Here is a 21021-nt window from a genome sequence, read left to right as displayed (position 1 = left end):
AAGCCGCCGATACTGCCCAGGCGGATTGCACCGTCAAGCGAGCAAGCGGCCGCTAATCGCCGTCCGCGATATGGGTCTTCTGCTCCGACAGCCCCAGTTCCTGCGCAAGCCCGTCGAGGTCGGCGCCCGGGCTCACCAGCAACCACTCGCCCGGCCTCGCCCCATCGACCACCGTCACGGCACGCTTGGGACAGACGCCCAGGCAACGCGTCTCGACGATACCTGCCCGCGCCTTCGGCCCCTTCTTCAGCCCGAGGCGCTTGCGCAGGGCCTTGGTCAGCGGCTGGTCGCCGTCCGGCCCGAATCCGCCCTCGAGCTTGCGCGAGCATTTGCCGCACACCAGCACCGCCCGCGACCAGCGCGCGCGGACCGCGGGCTTCATGCGGGCTTCCACTGCCGCCGCTCCTCGGCGACCCGCAGCACCTCATAGGCCGCCTGGATTGCCTGGAAGCGAACCGCGGCTTCCTTGTCGCCGGGGCGCACGTCGGGGTGGCTGGACTTGGCGAGGCGGCGCCAGGCACTTCGCACGGCTTCGAAGTCGGCATCGACCTCCAGCCCGAGCACTTCCAGCGCGCGCATCTCGTCGCGGGAACGGGTGCCGTCCCCGGAGCCACCCCAGGCGTAGTGCGAGGCATTGGCATAGCCGTTGGCGGTGCGCTGCTCGCTCGCCTCCCGCCGCTTCGCCTCTTCCTCGTCCAGCCCTTCGAAGTAGTTCCAGTTGCGGTTGTACTCGGCCGCGTGCGTCTCGCAGAAGTACCAACGGTCGGGATTGTTGGGCGACTTGGGCGCAGGCCGGTCGCCGGGGGCCTCACAGCCGTGCCGGTCGCAAAGGCGCACGCGCGTGGCCTGGCGCTCGGCTTCGTAACCGCGCCAGCGGGGAAATCCCCAATCGTTGGATCGACTTGAGCGGACCATCGCCTTCCAGATAGCCCCCCTGCCGCGCGGCACAACCCAGCGCCATGGGAAACAAAACGTAATTATTTCCCGCTGCCTCCCCGGCCCGGTGGTGTTTTATATGCTGTGCCGCATGCGTCCCAGACGCTTTTACCCGATCAAGAGAAGGTACCGCGGTGTCCTTGGCCTCTAAATTTGCGACAAGCTGGCGGCAGGACGTGCCGGCCTCGATCGTGGTGGCGCTCGTCGCGCTGCCCCTCTGCCTGGGGGTCGCATTGGCGTCCGGCGCGCCCCTGTTCTCGGGCCTGATCTCGGGCATCGTGGGCGGCATCGTCATCGGCATGCTCAGCAAGTCGCCCCTGTCGGTCAGCGGTCCGGCAGCCGGCCTGACGGTGATCGTGCTCGACGCGATCCAGCGCCTGCCGAGCTACGAGGCGTTCCTGCTGGCGGTGGTGCTGGCAGGCTGCATCCAGCTGCTCTTCTCGGTCTCACGCGGCGGCATTCTCAGCGAGTTCGTCCCCTCGTCCGTCATCACCGGAATGCTCGCCGCGATCGGCCTGATCCTGATCCTCAAGCAGTTCCCGCACGCGATCGGCTATGACGCCGATCCGGAAGGCAGCTTCTCGTTCTGGCAAGGCGATGGCGAGAACACCTTCTCCGCGATCGGCCGCGTGCTGCGCGAGCAGATCGTGTGGGGCGCTGCGATCATCGCCGCGATCTCGCTGGCGTTCCTGTTCTGGTGGGATCATGCCAAGCCCAAGGAAGGCCCGCTGCGCTTCCTTCCCGGTCCGCTGGTCGTCGTCGTCGGCGCGGTGCTGATCAACGCCCTGTTCGGGATGGTCGCACCCAACCTCCAGGTCCAGGCGTCGCACCTGGTGAGCGTCCCCGTGGCCGCAGGCCTCGGCGAGTTCATCGGCCTGTTCACGACCCCGGACTTCGGCCAGATCAGCAACGCGGCCGTGTGGAGCACCGCCGTCACGCTCGCGATCGTGGCCAGCCTCGAATCGCTGCTGTCGGTGAAGGCGATCGACGAGATCGACCCCAAGCGCCGCACCACCGACAAGAACCGCGAGCTGTTCGCGCAGGGCAGCGGCAACATCGTGGCCGGCCTGATCGGCGGCCTGCCGGTCACCTCGGTGATCGTCCGCAGCTCGGCCAACGTCGACGCCAACGCCAACAGCCAGCTCTCCACCATCCTGCACGGCTGCTGGCTGCTGCTGAGCGTGCTGCTGATCCCGGCGATCCTGAACCTGATCCCGCTATCGGCACTCGCCGCCGTGCTGATCGCCACCGGCTACAAGCTCACCAAGCCGTCGCTGTTCACCAAGCGCTTCAAGCAGGGCTGGACCCAGTTCGTGCCGTTCGTCGTGACGGTCGGCGCGATCCTGTTCACCGATCTGCTGGAAGGCATCGTGATCGGCCTGGTCGTGGGCTTCATATTCGTGATCGGCCGCAACTTCCGTCCGGCGATCATCTTCGTCCAGGACGGCGACAGCTGCATGATCCGCGCCCGCCGCAACCTCTACTTCATCCACAAGTACGAGCTGCAGAAGGAGCTCGCGAAGGTTCCGGACAACACCCACGTCCTGATCGACCTGTCGGCCACCAGCTACGTCGATATCGACAACATCGACATCATCAACGCGTTCGTCCGCAACGCGCAGTTCCGCAACATCGGCGTGATCGTCCGTGGCGACGTCGGCGAGCAGACGGCGTCCAAGATCCAGGCGCCGCGCAAGGAGGTCGTCTTCGCATGAGAGAGTACAAGCACCTGCTCCTCGCCAACAAGGCATGGGCAGCCGAGCGGCTGGAAGAACGCCCCGACTATTTCGAGCGCCAGATCGCCGGCCAGCAGCCCGAGTTCCTGTGGATCGGCTGTTCCGACAGTCGCGTTGCGGCCGGGCAGCTGACCAACACGCCGCCGGGCGGCATGTTCATCCACCGCAACGTCGCCAATCTGGTGAACGAGGACGACATCAACCTGATGTCCGTGCTCGAATATGCGGTCACCGTGCTCAAGGTGCGGCACATCATCATCTGCGGCCATCACGGCTGCGGCGGCATCAACGCAGCATTGGAAGGCGGCGCCACCGGCTTCCTCGGCAAGTGGCTGCGTAACGCCGAACAGGTCTATCGCGACCATCAGGACGAAATCGATTCGCTGCCGGAAGGCCAGCGGTCGAACCGCCTTGTGGAGCTCAACGTCCGCGACCAGCTCGTGCGGCTCGCGCGCACCTCGATCGTGCAGGACGCGTTCGCCGCGGGGCAGACGCTCTACCTCCACGGCTGGGTCTATGACCTGCGCGACGGCCTCATCAAGCCGATGATGGAGATCGATTCGACGACGCCGCTCGGCGAAGTGCCGCGGCCCGAGCCGGTCCTCGTCTGACCCACTCCAACCCCCTCCCGGGTGCAACCCCTCCTGCACCCGGCGCGTCGGTCCGTCCTGCCTATCGTCCCTAGGTATCGTGGCGGACCGGCGCAACCCATCTCCACCGATCAGGTGCCGCCTTCGCGCACCGTCACGGCAAGGATCCAGCGCTGGGCGGGAACGCGTCAGAGGGTCTGTAAGCCGGGTTCTGTCCACCCGCGCGAGGCGGGATAGGCGACCATTCCTCTAGGACGACGCTCGCGCGCCGCCTCCAGCAACCAACCCGGACGACGGGCCGGAACGAGGCCCATGTGCCGTCCCTATTCGGTCTTGCTCCCGGTGGGGTTTGCCATGCCGTTCCTGTTACCAGGCCCGCGGTGCGCTTTTACCGCACCCTTTCACCGTGACGTGGCCGAAGCCGTCGCCGTCTGCTCTCTGTGGCACTTTCCCTGGGGTCGCCCCCGCCGGGCGTTACCCGGCACCGTCGTTTCCGTGGAGCCCGGACTTTCCTCGCCCCCGTTCTTGCAAACGGGGCCGCGGCCGCCCGACCCTCTGACCGGGCCCGCCTAGCGCAGCTTGGCCGCCGGGGAAAGCCGCTCAGTCGTTGCCCTGGGGCTTGGGCAGCAAGAGGGCCAGCAGCAGCGAGCGGCACTCGCCGTCGATGATCCCGTCCACCATCTCCGGCCGGAAGCGGCGCTGGAAAGCGGTCACCGCCGCGACCGGATCCTCGACGTCGTAGCCGAACCGTTCGAGCGCGAGCAGGAAGCCGGCGTCGCTCCAGTGCGGGTCCATCAGGTTCTGGGTGGGCCGTGGCAGGGCCAGCCGCAGCCGTGCGAGCTTGCCCCATGGAAAGAGCTCGCCGGGGTCCTGCTTGCGCGCCGGTGCGATGTCCGAATGGCCGACCACGTTCCCGCGGGTGATGGCGTAGCGCTGCTTGATGTCGGCGACCAACCGGATCACCGCGTCGATCTGCTCGTCGGGAAACGGGACATAGCCCCATTCATGGCCCGGATTGACGATCTCGATGCCGACGGAGGCGGAATTGATGTCGGTCAGCCCCCGCCAGTGCGAGCGGCCGGCGTGCCAGGCGCGCCTTGCCTCGTCGACCATGCGGACTACGGTACCGTCCTCCGCGACGAGATAGTGGCACGACACCTTCGCCTCGGGATCGGCCAGCCGGGCGATGGCGGAGGCAGCGTCCTGCATGCCGGTATAGTGCAGCACCACCATGGTGACCGGCAGTGAACGATCGTCGAAGTTCGGCGAAGGCCTGTCGATAAACTGCATGCACCCGTTCCCAAGCTACGCCGAAGCGATGCGTCGCCCGCCGGGCAAAGGCAAGCCGGAGGTCCGGCGGCGCTGCGCGCGGCCGCCGGAGCGTGGCGACCGGGCGATCAGGCGAGTCCGATGATCTGGAACTTGCTCTCCAGGGTCTCGCGGTCGAACGGCTTCATCACATATTCGTCGGCGCCTGCCTCGATCGCGGCGCGGATGTGCGCCATGTCGCCCTCGGTGGTGCAGAACACCACCTTGGGCCGCTGCGGCAGCCCGGCGTCCTTCAACGCGCGCAGGAAATCCATGCCGCTCATCACCGGCATGTTCCAATCGAGCAGGATGGCATCGGGAGGCGTCGCGATGCAGCTGGCGAGTGCCTCACGCCCATCGCCCGCTTCGCGGACTTCGAACCGGAGCGCTTCCAGGATGTGGCGTGCGACCTTGCGGATGACCTTCGAATCGTCAACGACCAGACAGCTTTTCATCATTTCCCCCTGAACCCTGATCGCATGCCCGGCTCGATCTTGCGAGGGTTCACGCAGGCTGAACAATTGAGTCCAGAAGTGCGTCGGGATCGAGCACCAGGATGCGCTCCCCGGCGCGCATGGCGGCTGCCCGCACCACCCGGCGCCAGGCCGCCGGCAGGTCTCCGCCCCCGTCGAGCATTTCGGGCCGGAGCGCGACCGCATCGTGCAGAGCATCGACCAGCAAGGCATAATCATGCCCCTCGACCGTCGCCATCACCGCCTGGTTCGAGGCCATGCTGCTGCGGGCGAGGCCGATCGCACGCGGCGTGTCGATTACCGTCACCACCCAGCTGCGCAGCGCCGCCAGGCCCAGCACCGCGCGGGGCGCCCGTGGGACCGGGGTAATCTCCTTGAGCTCGACGGCGTTGCCGGGCCGGTCGGAGGCGATGGCGACCGCCTGGTCGGCGATCCGCGCAACCAGGTAGAGCCCCTTCATTGCAGCGCGCCCGCAGTTCGGGTGCAGCTTGCGACCGCCGCGAGCAGCGCGTCCGAATCATAGCGGTAGATGCTGGTATCGCCGGGTCCTGCCGGATCGGGCAGGTTGCGCAGGCGGATGACCGGGGGGCCGCCCGGGCGCTCGGAAACCAGGGTCGCGCGCGCAGCCGCTTCGGTCATCAGCACGACGGCGGGCGGCTCCCACGATGCGCGACCGAGTGCGACGCGATAGCCGTGCTGTTCCAGCAGCGGCCCGATGAAAGCCACCAGCGGACCATAGGCCGGTGCGGCGAGCAGGCAGAGCGGCCCGCCGGCCAGCCCGGATGGCGTGGCGGGTTCCAGCTGCGCAAGCAACCAGTCGACGTCGATCAGCTCGATGCGCTGCTTGTCGAGCACCACCGTGCCCGCAATCCGCCCTGCCGTGCCTGCGGCTTCCACCACCTCGGGCAGGTACACGAGATCCGTGGCGTGCCGCGCGGCATAGGCGAGTTCCTGACGGCCGTTGCTGAGGCGCAGCACGGTCATCTCGGCACCATCGTCGACCGGGGCCACTGCCTCGGCCGCCAGCCACTTTCCGTCCAGCAAGAGCCGCAGGCGCCCGTCCGCGACGTGGGCGGCTTCGGATCGGGCCAGCTGGATCCGGTCCACCGCCGCGAGCGGCACCACCCGGCGAGCGCCGTCGAGATCGACGAACACCAGCCCTGGCGGACCATCCCCGTTCGCTGCCGCTTCCTCGGGAGGCTTGTCTTCCAGGCCTTGGCTCGGCGGCGGGGGAAACCGGACGCCGGCTGCGCTGGCGATCCCCGCGCAATCGAGCAACAGCATCGGCTTGCCGCTGTCCGGCAACGTCGTTCCGGCGTAGATGCCCGTGGCCATCACCGGCGGGGACGCCGGCTTCACGACCAGTTCCTGGTGATCGAGCACCGCGTCGACGGCAAGGGCAAAGCAGCCATTCGGCGCGTTGACCACGATCAGCGTCTGCGGCTCCGGACGCGGGGCGGCCAGCTCCAGCAGCGTGGCCAGGTCCACCACCGGTATCCGGCGCGTTCGCACCTCCACAAGCTCGGTCCCGTCCTCCTCCCGGATACGCGCGCGCGGACCGGCAACGATCTCCTCCACGACTTGGCGCGGAAGGGCGAAGCGCTGCTCGCCGACCGCCACCAGGACGGCGGGAATGATCGACAGCATCAACGGCGCCTGGATCTGGATCCGCAGCCCCTCGCCCGGCCGGTTCTCAAGTTCGATCCGGCCGCCGATCTGCTCGACTGCCGACCGTACCACGTCCATGCCGACGCCCCGCCCGGAGATCGGCGTCGCCGCGTCGCGCACCGACAGGCCGGGCTCGAAGATCAGTTCGGCACCTGCGGCCGGATCGAGCGCCCGCAGCTCCGCTTCGCGGCGGCTGCCGGAGGCGACGAGCTTTTCTACCAGGCGGTCGACGTCGATCCCGCGTCCGTCGTCGATGACCTCCAGCACGATCTGGTTGCCGGCTTGGCGTGCGGCGATGGTCAACTGCCCCGCCTCGGGCTTGCCGGCGGCCTGCCGCTCTGCTGCGCTTTCGATGCCGTGGTCGATCGCGTTGCGGACCATGTGCACCAGCGGATCGCGCATGACCTCGACCATGTCGCGATCGATCTCGATGTCGCTTCCCTCCAGCTTCAGCGACACCGTCTTGCCGAGCTCTGCCGCGGTATCGCGGACCAGGCGGGGAACCGCCGCGAACAGCGTCTCGATCTTCTGCATGCGGGTGCGCGTCACCGCATCCCGCATCTCGGCGATGGAAAGCGACAGCCGCGCCAGCGCCGCCTCGACGCCAGGATCGACGCTTCCCCGCCGCAGCAGGCGTGCCAGTTCGTTGCGGGCGAGCACCATGTCGGACATGCCGGCCATCATCCGGTCGAGCAGGCCCACGCCCAGCCGCACGCTGCGGCCGCCGGTGCGCGGCACGGCCGCAGGAAGCGGCACGACGTCGGGGGCACCTGGCCCCAGCGCGGCGATCAGCCCCGCTTCGTCGTCTTCCGGCACAGCAGCGCCCCCATCGAGCGCCTCGACGAGCGCCCCGATGCGGTCGACCACCGCCAGCACGGCGTTGACCAGTGCACGATCCGGCGTGCGCGTACCCGCCCGCACGTCCGCCAGCACGTCCTCGGCAGCGTGGCTCAGCCGCAGAAGCCGCGGCAGCCCCAGGAAGCCGCAGCTCCCCTTGACGGTGTGGACGAAGCGAAAAATGGCATCGAGCCGTGCGCGGTCGCCCGGCGATGCCTCCCAAGCCACGATTTCGCCGGACAACGCCTCCAGCGTCTCGCGCGTCTCTGCGATGAACTCCCGGAGAAGATCGTCCATAAGGTCCCTGTTTCCCCGGATAGACATGCCTGCCCCCGGGTTAAGAGGGGGTTAGCTCCGCGGGAAGGAGGCGCCGAACAGCAGCACGTCCGCCTCCGGAGGCGAGACCTGAAGTGTGCCGCCGCTCTGCTTCACCAGCGCGTGGGCCAGGAAAGCCGCCGCCGCGCGCGGCGCCAACAGGTCCCCCTCCCCCGACAGCGCGTCGCGCAGTTCGGGGTCCAGCACGATCCGCGGCCCGTCCGCACGCACGACGATCTCGACGCCACCCGCGTTCGTCTCGGCGCCGATGTCGAGCTGGCCGCCGCGGACCAGCGCGTCGCCGCCGATCAGCGCCAGGTTCAGCAGCGCCTTGATCGCGGGCTTGGGAAGGGTCGGCTCGGCGACCATCCACCCGAGCTTCACCCGGTGGTTCTCCGAAAACAGCCCCTCGATCGCGGCGCGCGCCTCACGCGTGTCGACCACGTCGCCGAAGCCGCCGGCAGCGCCAAAGGCCAGGCGGAAGAACTTCAGCTTGTTGGCGGAAGCGCGCGCACTCTCTGCCAGCAGTTCCAGGCAGCGCGCCCGCATCGCCGGGTCCTGCTCGTCGGCCAGCAGCTCCAACCCGTTGTTGAGCGCGCCGACCGGGCTGAGAAGATCGTGGCACAGCCGGGAGCACAAGAGGCTCGCAAAGTCGGTGGCGCTGATCTGCATGGCGGAAATCCGATCGAAATGGGTGTTCGGCGCACCTTCTGACGCTGCCGGACGGTCTCCGCAACCTCAGCCGACAAAGCGTAGCGAGACCGGGACGAACCGCCCGGCGACGGGTCCTTCCGCCACCGCGCGCCAGCAGCCGAGCGTCTCGGCATTGGCGATGATCCACAAGGCGCCGTCGGCGTGCGACGCGGCCGCATCGGCGCTGGAAGGACGCACCGGCCCCCTTGGATGCGAGTGATAGTGGCCCAGCACCGCAGGCCCGCCTCCGCGCGCGGCGCGGTGGGCCGTGAGCAGCGCGGACGGATCGATCTCGAAGGTGGTCGTCGGGTCCGCAGCGACATTGGCGGTGGGCATCAGGGCCGTGACCCGGCCGGGTTCGCCCAGGAGCAGTCCGCACACCTCCCGGTCGGGCGAAGCCGCCGCGGCATCGCGGATCGCCTGCGCGATCCCGGTTGCAATCTCCAGCGTCATTCCCATCTAGCTAGAACATGATCCGGGGGGATTCCATCATTGCGGCGCAGGTCGCCGAGGCAGCCGACGGGTGGCGTCTGGACCGTGCACTCGCGCACGCGCTGCCGGACCTGTCGCGTGAGCGGCTGAAGGCGCTGATGACGTCGGGCAAGGTGCTGGCGAGCGACGGCACCGCCGCTTCCGATCCCTCCCGCAAGGCGCGCGCCGGCGACCGGTTCGACATCCACGTCCCCGCCCCCGAGCCCGCGGACAACGAGGCGCAGGACATCGCGCTCACCGTCGTGTTCGAGGACGAGCATCTGATCGTGGTCGACAAGCCTGCGGGCCTGGTCGTCCATCCGGCGGCCGGCAATCCCGACGGGACGCTGGTCAACGCGCTGCTCCACCATTGCGCCGGGCAGCTGTCCGGCATCGGCGGCGTCGCGCGGCCCGGCATCGTCCACCGCATCGACAAGGATACCTCTGGGCTGCTCGTCGCGGCCAAGCACGACCAGGCGCACGAGGGGCTCGCACGCCAGTTCAAGGCGCACTCGATCGATCGTCGCTACCAGGCGATCGTGTCCGGGCGCCCGAAGACCGGCAGCGGCACCATCGACGCGCCGCTCGCGCGCTCGTCCACCAATCGCAAGAAGATCGCCATCGTCCAGGGCGGCAAGCGTGCGGTGACGCATTGGTCGCTGGTGCGTCCCCTGCGCGAGGCGGCGCTGGTGGAGTGCCGGCTGGAGACGGGGCGCACCCACCAGGTGCGCGTCCACATGGCCTCCATCGGCCACCCCCTGGTCGGCGATCCGGTGTACGGCCGGGCGCGTCCGCAGCACCGCGAAGCCCTGGAAACCCTGGGTTTCCGGCGTCAGGCACTGCACGCGGCACATCTAGGGTTCATCCACCCTGTACTAAGGCACGCTTTAGCGTTCCAAAGCGAAGTTCCGGCAGACATGCAGGAACTGTTGCACCATCTTCACGTATAAGCTGGCGCGCGCTTTTCGAGGAAAGCCTGCGCAAATAAGGGAGAAGCGATCATGGCTAGCGGCAGCAACGTCCCCGCGACGATTCCCGCATTGGGCGGCGAAGCGAGCCTCAACCGCTACCTGTCGGAGATCCGGAAGTTTCCGATCCTGGCGCCCGAGCAGGAATATATGCTTGCCAAGCGGTTCCAGGAGCATGGCGACACCGAGGCTGCGGCGCAGCTGGTGACCAGCCACCTGCGGCTCGTGGCCAAGATCGCGATGGGCTATCGCGGCTATGGCCTGCCCGTGTCCGAGCTGATCTCGGAGGGCAACATCGGCCTGATGCAGGGCGTGAAGAAGTTCGAGCCGGACCGGGGCTTCCGCCTCGCGACCTATGCGATGTGGTGGATTCGCGCCTCGATCCAGGAGTTCATCCTGCGCTCGTGGAGCCTTGTGAAGATGGGCACCACCGCGGCGCAGAAGAAGCTGTTCTTCAACCTGCGGCGCATGAAGTCCAAGCTCGACGCGTTCGAGGATGGCGACCTCAGCCCCGAGCATCTCGCCAAAATCGCGACCGATCTGGGCGTGACGGAGGAAGAGGTCACCTCCATGAACCGCCGCATGGCGATGGGCGGCGACACGTCGCTCAACGTCCCCATGCGCGAGGACGGCGAGAGCCAGTGGCAGGATTGGCTGGCCGATGAAGGCCCGCTGCAGGACGAGCGCGTCGCCGATGCGCAGGAAGCCGATGTCCGCCACGGCATGCTGGTCGAGGCGATGGACGACCTCAACGACCGCGAGAAGCACATCCTGACCGAGCGGCGCCTGACGGACGACCCCAAGACGCTGGAGGAACTCTCCCAGGTCTATGGCGTCAGCCGCGAGCGCGTCCGCCAGATCGAGGTGCGCGCGTTCGAGAAGCTGCAAAAGGCGATGATGCGCCTGGCCGGCGACAAGCGCCTGCTCGCCACCGCCTGAACTTTCGGGACGCGCCATCGGGTGCGTCCCGACCCGCCCCTAGGGTCGTACGGGCGGTTCCAATCCGTCACGCTTCGCTATAGCGGTCGGCCATGGTCGCCGCAGTCCGAACCCGATCGCCCGTCCGCCGCCTGCTCGGGTGGCTCGTCAAGCTCGCGCTGGGCTTCGTTGCCCTCTCCGTGGCCATGACGGTGGTCTACCGCTTCGTGCCCGTCCCCATCACCTGGACGATGCTGGGCGATGTCTTCACCGGGCATGGCGTCACCAAGTCCTGGCGCTCGCTTTCCCGCATCGATCCGGACATGCCGCGCGCGGTCATCGCCGGCGAGGATTCCGGCTTCTGCTCGCACAGCGGCTTCGACTTCGACGCCATTGCCGACGCGGCCAAGCGCAACGCGCGCGGCGGGCGCATCCGCGGCGGCTCCACGATCAGCCAGCAGACGGCGAAGAACGTCTTCCTGTGGCAGGGCGGCGGTTATGTCCGCAAGGCGATGGAAGCGTGGTTCACGCTGCTGATCGAGAACATCTGGGGCAAGCGGCGGATCATGGAGGTGTACCTCAACGTCGCCGAAACCGGCATCGGCACCTATGGTGTCGAGGCGGGTGCGCGCCGCTACTTCAAGCACGGCGCCGACACGCTTTCGCCGTCGGAGGCGGCACGGATCGCGGCGGTGCTGCCGCTGCCCAAGAAGCGGGCGGCGATTGCGCCGCACGGCTTCACGCGTCGGCACGGCAACACCATCGCCGCGCGCGTAGGCGTGGTGCGCCGCCAGGAACTGGACGCCTGCCTTCGCTGAGGTCAGGCGCCCGTCCGAACTTACTTGGCCTCGCCGTCCGCGGCGTCGCTCACCGCGCTGCCGGCCTTGTCGGCCGCATCGCCGACGCTCTTGGCCGCGCCCGCGACCGCCTCGGTCTGGATCGTGTCGTTGTTGCTGGCGCGCAACAGGAAATATCCGCCGATCAGCACCGCGATCAGCAGCACGATGGCGAGAAGCGCAGTGCCGCCGCCGCCGCTGCGGCGTTCCACGACCGTGGTGTGGGGCGCAGCGCCCGTGGTGGTCGTCGTCGTATCGATGCGATCGTCAGACATGGCATTCACTCCCTTCCGTTTCGAATGCGGATTAACTCCGCCTTCGAAACGAAAGTTCCCAAGCCGTCCCGCGGCGACCTGCCCGATCAGAACGGCAGCTTGAAGCCCGGGGGCAGCGGCATGCCGCTCGTGAGCTTGGCCATCTCGCCCTGGCTGGCGGCGTCCGCCTTGGCGCGTGCGTCGTTCAGGGCAGCGGCGATCAGGTCTTCCAGCATCTGCTTTTCACTGGGTTGCAGCAGCGAATCGTCGAGGTCCACGCCGATGATCCGGCCCTTTGCCGAGGCGCGGATCTTCACCAGCCCGCCGCCGGACTGGCCCTCGACCTCGATCGTGTCGAGGCTGGCCTGCGCCTTTTCCAGCTCGGCCTGCACATTCTGCGCCATGGCCATGATGTCGTTGAGGTCCTTCATCGAGCGATGCTCCCGTCCTTGCGTTTCCAGTGATCGAGTTCGGCGCCCGGAAAGGCTGCCATGGCCGCCACCACCAGGGGCGACGCCAGTATCTCCGCGCGCTCCGCCTCGGCCTTTGCCGCCAGCGTTTCGCGCAGCGTCGGGTTCCCCGCCCCCTCGCCGATCAGGATGCTCCACGTCTGGCCGGTGATCTCGCGAAGCGCCAGGCCCAGGTCGCGGGTAAAGTCCGTCGGCAACGGCCGTGCGCCGGACATTTCGAGCTCCGGCGGCTCCAGGCGGATCGGGCGGACATGGTTGCGGACCTGCACCTGCAGGGTGTGGCGGCCGTGCTTCTCCAGCAGATCGGCGATCGCCTCCACGCTGTCGGGCAGCGCCGGCGGTGCCGGCTCCGGCTCGGCGACTGCGACCGGGGCAGGCGCGGGTGCGCTGGTGCCTTGGAGCGGAACCCCGGCGGGGAGCGCTGGTCCGCGCCCTTCCGCGAGCGCACGGGCAAGCTCGCCCGGGTCGGGCAGGCTCGACGCATGGATCACGCGCAGCAGCGCCATCTCGCAGGCCTCGATCGGCAGCGCCGCGCGCGCGACCTCGTCATGCCCTTTCAGCAGCAGCTGCCACAGCCGATGGAGCATGGGGAAGGACAGCGACTCGGCCCAGTGGGCAAGCGCCTCGCGCTCCTCGGTCGATTGCCCGGCCGGCGGCGCCGCCCCGACCTTGGCCAGCGTCACGCCGTGTACCGTCTCCAGCAACGTGCGCAGCACCGCCTGCGGATCGACGCCCAGGTCGTACTGGCCCCGCAGCGCCGCGAGCGCGGGCGCCGCCCCCCCCGCCAGCAACAGCCGGAAGAGTTCGCGAATCGCCCCCCGATCGGACAGGCCCAGCATCGCCCGGACGGCATCGGCGCGCACGCCCTCGCCTTCCATGCCGGCATGGGCGATCGCCTGGTCGAGGATCGATAGGCCGTCGCGGGCCGATCCTTCGGCCGCACGCGCGATCAGCGCCAGCGCCTCGGGCTCGGCCTCGAAGCCTTCGGCCGCCACCACATGCGCGAAATGCTCGGCGAGCAGTTCTGCCGGGATGCGGCGCAGGTCGAACCGCTGGCAGCGCGACAGCACCGTCACCGGCACCTTGTTCACCTCGGTCGTGGCGAACAGGAACTTCACATGGCCCGGCGGCTCCTCCAGCGTCTTGAGCAGCCCGTTGAAGGCCGCCTTAGACAGCATGTGGACTTCATCGATGATGTAGATCTTGTAGCGCGCCGACACCGCCGCGTAGCGCGACGCCTCGATGATCTCGCGGATGTCGTCGATGCCGGTGTGGCTGGCGGCGTCCATCTCGATCACGTCGATGTGGCGCCCCTCGGCGATCGCCCGGCACGGCTCGCACACCCCACACGGGTCGATGGTGGGGCCGCCCTGCCCGTCCGGGCCGATGCAGTTGAGCGCCTTGGCGATCAGGCGCGCGGTGGAGGTCTTGCCGACGCCGCGCACCCCGGTGAGCAGAAAGGCATGCGCCAGCCGGTCGCGCTTGATCGCGTTCCCCAGCGTGGTGACCATCGCATCCTGGCCGATCAGCTGCGAAAAGGTCTGGGGCCGGTATTTGCGTGCCAGCACGCGATAGGCGTCCGCCTTGGCGGCGGGCTGCGGCGTCTCGCCCAGGTCTAGGAAGGAATCGGACATGTCGGCCGATCCTTAGCGGCTCGCGCAGCGGCTGTCGAAGCCGCGGGCTGCAAAGAGGCGGCTCGCAAGGCTTGCGAGCGAGGAACCAGCGATGGGTTGAGGTGGGAGCCGGAACGACCCGGTACGGAATCGTTGCGGCTGCTTCCTTCCGGACCTGACCGGGTTGGCGACGGCACCGTCCGCCCGACTCCCGCGCGCCATATGGACAAGGGGCGACCGCATGGCAAGCCCGGCGTCACTCCTGCGGGTGGCGGTGCTCAGACGCCCCGCGGCGGGTCCGTTCCGGCCACCGGCGCGGGAGGCGGCGGAAGCGACACCTCCTGCGCCATCGCAGCGACATCGGCGATGTGGCGCTGCAGCCGCTCCACCATCCGGACGGCCGCGGGGTGGTATTCCTCCCAGCGTTCCACGGCATCTTCCGCAATCCAATGCCGCTGGAATGCGCGGAAGCTCTCGGTCAGCTCGATGCAATCGATCTTCATCGCCCGGGCAAGCGCCGCGTCCCGGGCATTGCCGCACGCGATGACCGGATCGAAGATCTCGCGGTGGACGAACTGATGATAGGAGGTCAACAGCCGCCCCATCGCGTTCCGGCGCGTCGCCAGGAAGGCCGCGGACGGACGCAACTCCGGATCGTGGAGAGGCGGCTCGCCCTCTTTGAGCAGCGCCAGCATCCAGCCGTGATGATCCTGCAACCGCTGCAGCATGCTCGCTCCCCTCGTGCACAATGGCGACGAAGCTCCGAGGAACCCGTGCATTTTGTCTCACTTCCCGCTGATCTGCGCAACCAGCCTGGCTAAGGGCAGCGCGGCGCGTCAGGCGTGCCCGCTGGCTCGGCTGGCAATGTGGGGTTGCCGACGAAGCCAAAGCGGGCAAAGGCTCCCCGCCAAAGCAGGGGGACACCATGGCGATTCTTTCCGACCGCTGGATCCGGGAGCAGGCGGTCGAGCACCGCATGATCGAGCCGTTCGTCGAGGCCCAGCGCCGCGAGGGCTGCATCAGCTACGGCCTGTCCTCCTATGGCTATGACGCGCGTGTGGCGGACGAGTTCAAGATCTTCACCAACGTCGATTCGGCGACGGTGGACCCCAAGGATTTCGCGTCCAACAGCTTCGTCGACCGGCAGACCGACGTGTGCATCATCCCGCCCAACAGCTTCGCGCTGGCCCGCACCGTCGAATATTTCCGCGTGCCCCGCGACGTGCTGGTGATCTGCCTGGGCAAGTCCACCTATGCGCGCTGCGGCATCATCGTGAACGTGACCCCGCTCGAACCCGAGTGGGAGGGTCATGTCACGCTGGAATTCTCCAACACGACCCCCCTCCCGGCCAAGATCTACGCCAACGAGGGTGCCTGCCAGTTCCTGTTCCTGAAGGGCGACGAGCCCTGCGAGACCAGCTACGCCGATCGTGCGGGCAAATATATGGGTCAGCGCGGGGTCACGCTGCCCCGGCTGTAAGAACGCAGTCCCTCACGCTTCCCGCTTAGGCCGGTTAGCCGGCCCTGTTCCGGCACCGGACCGGCTTCGAGCGGAAGTTCCCGCTCCATGGACGGCCGACCGGCAGTGAAGCGCAGGACGGCCGAGCCAGCGAACCCCTCGCACCCCGTTGGATGCCCATGCTGTGCCGGACTGCGGCGTCATGGAAGTCACTTCTCTGCCCATCCCCGCGACCGCGTAGCCTGCTGACTGATGCTGGTCCCTGGTGGCCACCTCGACGCGCATGGGCGACGGCTCGGAGCTTGGCCGGGTCAGGTCCGGATCGTGAAAGAACGCTCGGTAGAGGGCCCCCCGTCGTGCCGGCGCCTCGCTGGCGGTCAGGCCACGCTCAGGACCGGCTGGCGCAGCAGAGAGGCCGTGGCCCGTCCCCAGGAAGGCCCGAGTTCCGTAGGGCGCCGCTGCGTCCTTCAGGCGCGGTTCCGCGCCCCGCGATCAACGCCGCCCGCCCCCTTTCCGAAACGGAACCGGCTCCGCCTTTCCAGCAGCGCCCAGACAGCAAAACGCCCGCGCGGAGGTCCGCGCGGGCGCTTTTCGATCGCTTGCTGGTCCGGCGAACCGGATCAGAAGTCGTTGCGATACTGCTCGTTGCCGACGAACCCAAGTTTGGTCACGTTCGACCGCTTGATGATCGACAAGATGCCGTCCACGACCTCGTAGCGGGCGTTCGCGTCGGGCTGGAAGTGGAGTTCCGGCTCCGGCGACATCGCCGCGGTCTGGTCGAGATACTGACGCAGCGTCACCTCGTCGACCGTCGCACCGTTCCAGGTGACGATACCGTCCGCCGAGATCGCGATCTTGTTCTTTTCCGAATCCACCACGTTCTGGTTGTTCGGATCCGGCTGGGGCAGATCCACCTTCACCGCATGCGTCTGGATCGGGATGGTGATGATGAACATGATGAGGAGCACGAGCAGGACGTCGATCAACGGCGTCGTGTTCATTTCCATCATCGGCTCGCCGTCATCGCGGCCGCCACTCATTGCCATGTGAGACTACTCCTCGAAAACGCCGGCATCAGAGACGGGGCGTGCCGCCCGGCTCGGGCTCCGAGATGAAGCCGACCTTGGCGAAGCCAGCCGACTGCATCGTGTAGATGGTGCCGCCGATGCAGCGGTACGGGGTGTTCACGTCGCCGCGGATGTGGACCTCGGGAAGCTCGACGCCCGGAGCGTTCGGGCCGCCCTGACGTGCGACCTCGTCCTCGAGCTTCTTGACCGCGCGCTCGCGAAGTTCGCCGCTGCTGACCGGCGTGAGGTTCCAATACACCTCACAGCTGTTGCCGGAGCCGCGTACGGAGAGCGACACGTTTTCAGGCTTGGTCGTCGTCGGCTCGAACTCCACCTTCGGAAGCTGCAGTTCCACCGACTGGACCACCACCGGCACTGCGATCAGGAAGATGATCAGAAGCACCAGCATCACGTCCACGAGCGGCGTGGTATTGATGTCCGAAAGCGGCTTTTCTTCGGAGCCGTCGCCGCCAACACTCATCGCCATAAGGCTATCCTATTCTCGTTTTCGTCACGTCGTCCGCCGGGCCGTGAAGCCCGGCGGCGAGGTAGGTATCCGCTTACGGACGGGTCGGCACGCCACCGGTCTGGCCGGCGGTCGTGGTGCCGGTCACCGGCTTCGCAGCGGTCGCGGCCGGCTTGGCAGCAACGGTCGACTTCGAAGCGAGCGTCGGGCGAACCGCGCCGTTCGAGGCCAGGAAGCCCAGCACGTCGTTCGAGAAGGCCGACAGGTCTTCCGCGATCGACTTGTTGCGGCGCTGCAGCCAGTTATAGGCGAGCACGGCGGGAACCGCGACGACCAGACCGATGGCGGTCATGATCAGCGCTTCACCGACCGGGCCGGCGACGTCGCCGATGGCGGCCTGGCCAGCGGCACCGATCTTCACCAGCGCGCGGTAGATGCCGACCACGGTACCGAACAGACCGACGAACGGCGAGGTCGCGCCGACGGTCGCGAGGAACGCGAGGCCCGCACCGAGCTTCGAGTTGATCGCGGCTTCCGAACGCGCCAGCGAGCCGTGCAGCCAGTCATGCGCTTCGACCGGATCGGTCAGCTTGGCGTGCTGCTCCTGAGCGGCGAGACCGTCGTCGACGATCTGGCGATAGGCCGAGTTCTTGTCGAGCTTGGCAGCGCCTTCGCGCAGCGAGTTCGACTGCCAGAAGGTCGCGCGGACGCGCTTCGCCTGGTTGATGATCTTCTGCTGCTCGAACAGCTTGGTGAACAGGATGTAGAACGAGCCGACCGACATGATCACCAGGATGGCGAGCACGGTCCAGGCGATCGCACCGCCCTGCTGCAGAGCTTCCCAGAAGCCGAAGTTCGGAGCGCCGGCGGGAGCCCCGGCAGCAAAGATGTTGGTGAGCATTGTGAGATGTATCCCTTACAGAAGCATGCGCGAATGGTTCTAAGGTGCCCGGCGCCGCGGCGCCGGGCCTTGTACGATTATTGGTCTTCGAGCTTCCAGGTCACGCTGAGCGGATAGGTCGAGGCGACCGGATTGCCCGCTGCGTCCTGTGCCGGCGTGAACCGCACGCGGCTCTTGGAGATCCGGCACGTCGTCTGGTCCAGCGCGGAGTTGCCGCTCGAGGACGTGACGACGCAATCGGTCACCCGACCATCGGTGCCCACGGTCAGCTTTGCGCTGACGCGACCTTCGGCCCCCTCGCGAACCGCCGACGGCGGATACGCATCACGGCCGAAGAACTGGCCCGGATTGCCCTTCAGACCCGCCTTCTTGCTGATCGCAGGCGGGGCCGGCGGAGCGGGCGGCGCAGGGGGTGCCGGCGGCGCGGCGACCGGAACCGGATTGTACGTCGGCGGCGGCGTCGTCACCGACTGGATGACCACCGGCGGCGGCGTCTGCACGCGCACGATCGGCGGCGGCGTCACCACCGGCGGCGGCGACTGCGGCGGCTGATCCGGCGGCGGCGGCGGCGGCGGCGGAACTTCCTCAGGCGGGGGCGGCGGCTCGACGATGTCGAACGTGTCCAGGTCCTCCACCTGCTTCTTCACGTACTTGTACGCGAGACCAGATATAAATGCGTACCCAATGAGCACGTGCAGCAACGCCACGACGGCGATTGCGACGATGCGCCCAGGACCCGCTTTTTGATCAGCATAGGCCATTCAGCAACAAAACTCCTTAAGCCTCACACCGAGTGGTACGGAGCGCGTTCGCAGCCCGCGACCTTGCATCCGCACCATCGCCGTAGCGCTGCTGGGAACACCGCCGATTCTCTATCGTGGCACTTTCCGCGACGCAAACGCTTTGTCAGACGCAACAAAAGTGCAATCGTCGGTACGAACGCCCGCATCTTGAATCGGCCTAGGTCGATGCTGCAAGATCGCGTAGATGCTGGCAACCATGTTTCGACTTTATCCTGCGTCCGCATCGGCGGCACTGCTGCTTTTCGCCCCCCTTTCGCCCGCGGCAGCGGCACAGCAAAGCGCGCCCGTCGAGCAGCCTGCCGTCGGCTATGCGGAGGTCGCCGATCTGGTGCTTGCGGCGCCGCTGGTCATCGACGCGACGATCACCAGCGCGACCCGCATCAAAGGTGCCGAGGCCGCCGGCGTCGCCGCCAATGCGGCCCGCTTCTATGTCGAGGCAGAGGTCGGCGCGCTGATCCGCGGCTCGGGCGCGATGCCGGCGCGAATCGGCTATCTCGTTGATGTTCCGCTGGATTTCCGAGGACGTGCGCCCAGTCTGAAGAAGACGCGGGTGCTGATCTTCGCCCGCCCGGTCGCCGGCCGGCCCGACCAGGTACAGCTCGTGCAGCTTGATGCGCAGCGGAGCTGGAGCCCGGCGCTCGACGCGCGCGCACGCGGTGTCGTCCGGGAGATCCTGGATCGCAACGCGCCCCCGGCGATCACCGGCATCGGCAACGCCTTCCACGTCGTGGGCACGCTGCCGGGCGAGGGAGAGACGCAGATCTTCCTGAAGACGGAGACCGGCGACCCGGTGTCGCTGCTGGTGCTGCGCCGCCCGAATCAGCCGCCCCGCTGGGCCGTGTCGTTCGGGGACATCGTCAATGAGGGCGCTGGTCCGCCGCAGCGGGACACGCTGGGTTGGTACCGACTCGCCTGCGGGCTCCCGCGCAGCCTGCCCGCCTCCGCCCTGGAGACGCAGGACGAACAGGGCGCGCGAATCGCCGCCGAGGACTATCAGTTCGTGCTGCGCTCGCTCGGCCCCTGCCACGCCGAGTCCGGCGCCGGCGCCTGATCTTGCGCAACGGCGAGGGCCTCAGTCGCCCTCGCCGTCGCGGGCGAGATGGACGAAGTCCCGCTCGAACCGGCGTAGATTGGCGCCTCCGTCCACGAACAGCACCTGCCCGGTCGTCGCCCGCGCACCGGCTAGGAACAGCACCGCATCGGCGATGTCGTCCGGTTCCGGCAAGCGCGCGAGCGGCATGAGGCCGGCGAGTCGCGCCACCTGCTCGGGCGTATAATCCGCGGTCGGCATCGTCAGTCCCGGCGCCACGCCGTTCACGCGGACACCCGGCTTCAGCGCATAGGCAAGCGTGCGGGTGACCTCCGCCAGCGCCTGCTTGGAAATCGTGTAGGCGAGCTGGTCCGCAGGCGGCTGGACGATGCGCTCGTCCAGCATGTTGATGACGCAGGTCCCTTCCGCGGGCGCCTGCGCCGCAACCGCGGCTGCGAGCGCGAACGGTGCCGCGGCGTTCACCGCGAAATGCCGCACCAGCGCATCCATGCCGGGCACCGCTGCGTCCTCGGCCCGGAAGCAGGAGGCGTTGTTGACCAGAAGCGTCACCGGCTGCCCGAAATGCGCCGCCACGCGCGGCACCAGGCCCGCTACCGCCTCCGGATCGGAAAGCTCCGCTGCGAAGCATTGATAGGGCGCGCCCGCAGCCTCGAGGCGGGCAAGAAGATCCGCGTCCGGCTCGCCTTCGCTGCTCGCGTGCAACGCCAGCGCATAGCCCGCCTCCCCCAGCCGGGCCGCGATATGCGCGCCGAGCCGCCGGTAGCTTCCGGTGACCAGTGCCAGCGGGCGGGCAGCGGCAGGCGATGTCACGGGCGGTGACGGACCAGCCGGATCCCGATCGATTCGCCCGCCTCGGCGATGGCGAGCTTCACGATCGATACCTCCACCCGCTGCACGCGCGGATCGGAGATGAACAAGGTGCGTGCGATATGGTCCGCAACCCCTTCGATCAGCGTGAAATGTACGCCCTGCGGCAACGCCTCGCTCGCCGCGTGCTTCAGGTCGAGATAGCTCTTCGACGCCGACAGCGGCGTGTCGGGCGCGAAATGTTCGGGGCAGTCGAGGTCGACCGTCATCGAGATGCGCAGCGGCTGCGGCAGGTGCGTCTCTTCGGAATAGACGCCGGTCAGAACCTGCACTTCGAAGTCGTGTACCTGGAGTTGGAGAAGATCGCGCACCGGTTGCTGT

The 21021-nt window shown here is 68.0% G+C and carries 25 protein-coding genes and 2 other RNA genes; 7 read left to right on the top strand and 20 right to left on the bottom strand.

Features of this window, described 5'->3' with window-relative positions; genetic code table 11:
- Nucleotides 1-52: 52 nt before the first annotated feature.
- Both VPH46_RS07640 and VPH46_RS07635 read right to left on the bottom strand, forming a co-directional pair.
- On the bottom strand, nucleotides 53-382 hold the full coding sequence (locus VPH46_RS07640) for a (2Fe-2S) ferredoxin domain-containing protein (protein ID WP_416610207.1): 330 nt from the start codon (nucleotides 380-382) through the stop codon (nucleotides 53-55).
- Nucleotides 379-915, bottom strand: coding sequence for a J domain-containing protein (locus tag VPH46_RS07635; RefSeq protein ID WP_129340341.1), 537 nt, complete (start codon nucleotides 913-915; stop codon nucleotides 379-381). Before VPH46_RS07635 ends, VPH46_RS07640 begins: the two co-directional genes overlap by 4 nt.
- Before the next feature lie 197 nt (nucleotides 916-1112).
- On the opposite strand from VPH46_RS07635, the gene VPH46_RS07630 reads away from it, so the two are divergent.
- Both VPH46_RS07630 and VPH46_RS07625 read left to right on the top strand, forming a co-directional pair.
- Nucleotides 1113-2651, top strand: coding sequence for a SulP family inorganic anion transporter (locus tag VPH46_RS07630; RefSeq protein ID WP_416610205.1), 1539 nt, complete (start codon nucleotides 1113-1115; stop codon nucleotides 2649-2651).
- Nucleotides 2648-3283, top strand: a complete 636-nt coding sequence (locus VPH46_RS07625) for a carbonic anhydrase (RefSeq protein WP_416610203.1) — start codon at nucleotides 2648-2650, stop codon at nucleotides 3281-3283. The genes VPH46_RS07630 and VPH46_RS07625 overlap by 4 nt, the downstream gene beginning before the upstream one ends.
- A gap of 163 nt (nucleotides 3284-3446) precedes the next feature.
- Here the strand turns inward: VPH46_RS07625 and rnpB are convergent.
- The 7 genes from rnpB to VPH46_RS07590 form a co-directional block, all read right to left on the bottom strand.
- An RNA gene (gene rnpB / locus VPH46_RS07620) (RNase P RNA component class A) lies at nucleotides 3447-3821 on the bottom strand.
- Nucleotides 3822-3862: 41 nt separating this feature from the next.
- On the bottom strand, nucleotides 3863-4552 hold the full coding sequence (locus VPH46_RS07615) for an N-acetylmuramoyl-L-alanine amidase (protein ID WP_416610200.1): 690 nt from the start codon (nucleotides 4550-4552) through the stop codon (nucleotides 3863-3865).
- A 107-nt stretch (nucleotides 4553-4659) separates the two neighbouring features.
- Nucleotides 4660-5025 (bottom strand): response regulator, encoded by a 366-nt coding sequence (locus tag VPH46_RS07610; RefSeq protein ID WP_125959933.1) that lies wholly within the window; start codon nucleotides 5023-5025, stop codon nucleotides 4660-4662.
- Nucleotides 5026-5074: 49 nt separating this feature from the next.
- Nucleotides 5075-5503 (bottom strand): chemotaxis protein CheW, encoded by a 429-nt coding sequence (locus VPH46_RS07605; RefSeq protein ID WP_416610198.1) that lies wholly within the window; start codon nucleotides 5501-5503, stop codon nucleotides 5075-5077.
- A complete protein-coding gene (locus tag VPH46_RS07600) occupies nucleotides 5500-7845 on the bottom strand; it encodes a chemotaxis protein CheA (protein ID WP_416610196.1) in 2346 nt (781 codons plus the stop codon). The genes VPH46_RS07605 and VPH46_RS07600 overlap by 4 nt, the downstream gene beginning before the upstream one ends.
- A gap of 51 nt (nucleotides 7846-7896) precedes the next feature.
- Nucleotides 7897-8535 carry a histidine phosphotransferase family protein gene (locus VPH46_RS07595; protein WP_125959789.1) on the bottom strand — a complete coding sequence of 213 codons (639 nt, stop codon included), beginning with the start codon at nucleotides 8533-8535 and terminating at the stop codon, nucleotides 7897-7899.
- A gap of 66 nt (nucleotides 8536-8601) precedes the next feature.
- Nucleotides 8602-9009, bottom strand: coding sequence for a Mov34/MPN/PAD-1 family protein (locus VPH46_RS07590; RefSeq protein ID WP_416610192.1), 408 nt, complete (start codon nucleotides 9007-9009; stop codon nucleotides 8602-8604).
- A 17-nt stretch (nucleotides 9010-9026) separates the two neighbouring features.
- Here VPH46_RS07590 and VPH46_RS07585 point away from each other — a divergent pair, with 17 nt between their 5' ends.
- The 3 genes from VPH46_RS07585 (at nucleotide 9027) to mtgA (ending at nucleotide 11731) form a co-directional block, all read left to right on the top strand.
- Nucleotides 9027-9977 carry an RluA family pseudouridine synthase gene (locus tag VPH46_RS07585; protein ID WP_416610190.1) on the top strand — a complete coding sequence of 317 codons (951 nt, stop codon included), beginning with the start codon at nucleotides 9027-9029 and terminating at the stop codon, nucleotides 9975-9977.
- Between the two features lie 51 nt (nucleotides 9978-10028).
- The gene (gene rpoH, locus VPH46_RS07580; RefSeq protein ID WP_125959792.1) at nucleotides 10029-10934 is read left to right on the top strand and encodes an RNA polymerase sigma factor RpoH; all 906 of its coding nucleotides are present in this window, start codon (nucleotides 10029-10031) and stop codon (nucleotides 10932-10934) included.
- 92 nt (nucleotides 10935-11026) lie between these two features.
- Nucleotides 11027-11731, top strand: coding sequence for a monofunctional biosynthetic peptidoglycan transglycosylase (gene mtgA, locus VPH46_RS07575; RefSeq protein ID WP_416610188.1), 705 nt, complete (start codon nucleotides 11027-11029; stop codon nucleotides 11729-11731).
- Between the two features lie 20 nt (nucleotides 11732-11751).
- On the opposite strand, the gene VPH46_RS07570 is transcribed toward mtgA, so the two are convergent.
- From VPH46_RS07570 to VPH46_RS07550, 5 genes are all read right to left on the bottom strand, one after another.
- On the bottom strand, nucleotides 11752-12024 hold the full coding sequence (locus VPH46_RS07570) for a hypothetical protein (RefSeq protein WP_416610185.1): 273 nt from the start codon (nucleotides 12022-12024) through the stop codon (nucleotides 11752-11754).
- Nucleotides 12025-12110: 86 nt separating this feature from the next.
- A complete protein-coding gene (locus tag VPH46_RS07565) occupies nucleotides 12111-12434 on the bottom strand; it encodes a YbaB/EbfC family nucleoid-associated protein (RefSeq protein ID WP_416610183.1) in 324 nt (107 codons plus the stop codon).
- Nucleotides 12431-14107, bottom strand: a complete 1677-nt coding sequence (locus VPH46_RS07560; protein ID WP_416610180.1) for a DNA polymerase III subunit gamma/tau — start codon at nucleotides 14105-14107, stop codon at nucleotides 12431-12433. The genes VPH46_RS07565 and VPH46_RS07560 overlap by 4 nt, the downstream gene beginning before the upstream one ends.
- 97 nt (nucleotides 14108-14204) lie before the next feature.
- Nucleotides 14205-14302, bottom strand: an RNA gene (ffs, locus tag VPH46_RS07555) — signal recognition particle sRNA small type.
- A 62-nt stretch (nucleotides 14303-14364) separates the two neighbouring features.
- Nucleotides 14365-14814, bottom strand: a complete 450-nt coding sequence (locus VPH46_RS07550) for a hypothetical protein (RefSeq protein ID WP_416610176.1) — start codon at nucleotides 14812-14814, stop codon at nucleotides 14365-14367.
- A 197-nt stretch (nucleotides 14815-15011) separates the two neighbouring features.
- On the opposite strand from VPH46_RS07550, the gene dcd reads away from it, so the two are divergent.
- Entirely contained in the window at nucleotides 15012-15566 is a 555-nt protein-coding gene (dcd, locus tag VPH46_RS07545) for a dCTP deaminase (RefSeq protein WP_416610174.1), read from the top strand.
- Between the two features lie 599 nt (nucleotides 15567-16165).
- Here the strand turns inward: dcd and VPH46_RS07540 are convergent.
- The 4 genes from VPH46_RS07540 to VPH46_RS07525 form a co-directional block, all read right to left on the bottom strand.
- Nucleotides 16166-16591, bottom strand: a complete 426-nt coding sequence (locus tag VPH46_RS07540) for an ExbD/TolR family protein (RefSeq protein ID WP_416610172.1) — start codon at nucleotides 16589-16591, stop codon at nucleotides 16166-16168.
- 28 nt (nucleotides 16592-16619) lie between these two features.
- Nucleotides 16620-17099, bottom strand: coding sequence for an ExbD/TolR family protein (locus tag VPH46_RS07535; RefSeq protein WP_125959800.1), 480 nt, complete (start codon nucleotides 17097-17099; stop codon nucleotides 16620-16622).
- Nucleotides 17100-17172: 73 nt separating this feature from the next.
- Nucleotides 17173-17979 carry a MotA/TolQ/ExbB proton channel family protein gene (locus VPH46_RS07530; RefSeq protein WP_125959801.1) on the bottom strand — a complete coding sequence of 269 codons (807 nt, stop codon included), beginning with the start codon at nucleotides 17977-17979 and terminating at the stop codon, nucleotides 17173-17175.
- A 77-nt stretch (nucleotides 17980-18056) separates the two neighbouring features.
- Nucleotides 18057-18740 (bottom strand): energy transducer TonB, encoded by a 684-nt coding sequence (locus VPH46_RS07525; RefSeq protein WP_125959802.1) that lies wholly within the window; start codon nucleotides 18738-18740, stop codon nucleotides 18057-18059.
- Between the two features lie 226 nt (nucleotides 18741-18966).
- Here VPH46_RS07525 and VPH46_RS07520 point away from each other — a divergent pair, with 226 nt between their 5' ends.
- Entirely contained in the window at nucleotides 18967-19833 is an 867-nt protein-coding gene (locus VPH46_RS07520) for a hypothetical protein (RefSeq protein WP_416610169.1), read from the top strand.
- 21 nt (nucleotides 19834-19854) lie between these two features.
- Here the strand turns inward: VPH46_RS07520 and VPH46_RS07515 are convergent, their stop codons facing one another.
- Both VPH46_RS07515 and VPH46_RS07510 read right to left on the bottom strand, forming a co-directional pair.
- Nucleotides 19855-20643: an SDR family oxidoreductase gene (locus VPH46_RS07515; protein WP_241211766.1), complete on the bottom strand. Its 789-nt coding sequence runs from the start codon at nucleotides 20641-20643 to the stop codon at nucleotides 19855-19857.
- Entirely contained in the window at nucleotides 20640-21011 is a 372-nt protein-coding gene (locus VPH46_RS07510; RefSeq protein ID WP_125959804.1) for a dihydroneopterin aldolase, read from the bottom strand. The genes VPH46_RS07515 and VPH46_RS07510 overlap by 4 nt, the downstream gene beginning before the upstream one ends.
- Between the last annotated feature and the right edge of the window lie 10 nt (nucleotides 21012-21021).

The organism is Sphingomonas sp. MJ1 (PH-R8) (genome assembly GCF_048058635.1).
Lineage (GTDB): Bacteria > Pseudomonadota > Alphaproteobacteria > Sphingomonadales > Sphingomonadaceae > Sphingomonas.
This window is presented reverse-complemented; position numbering and strand designations above follow the sequence as displayed.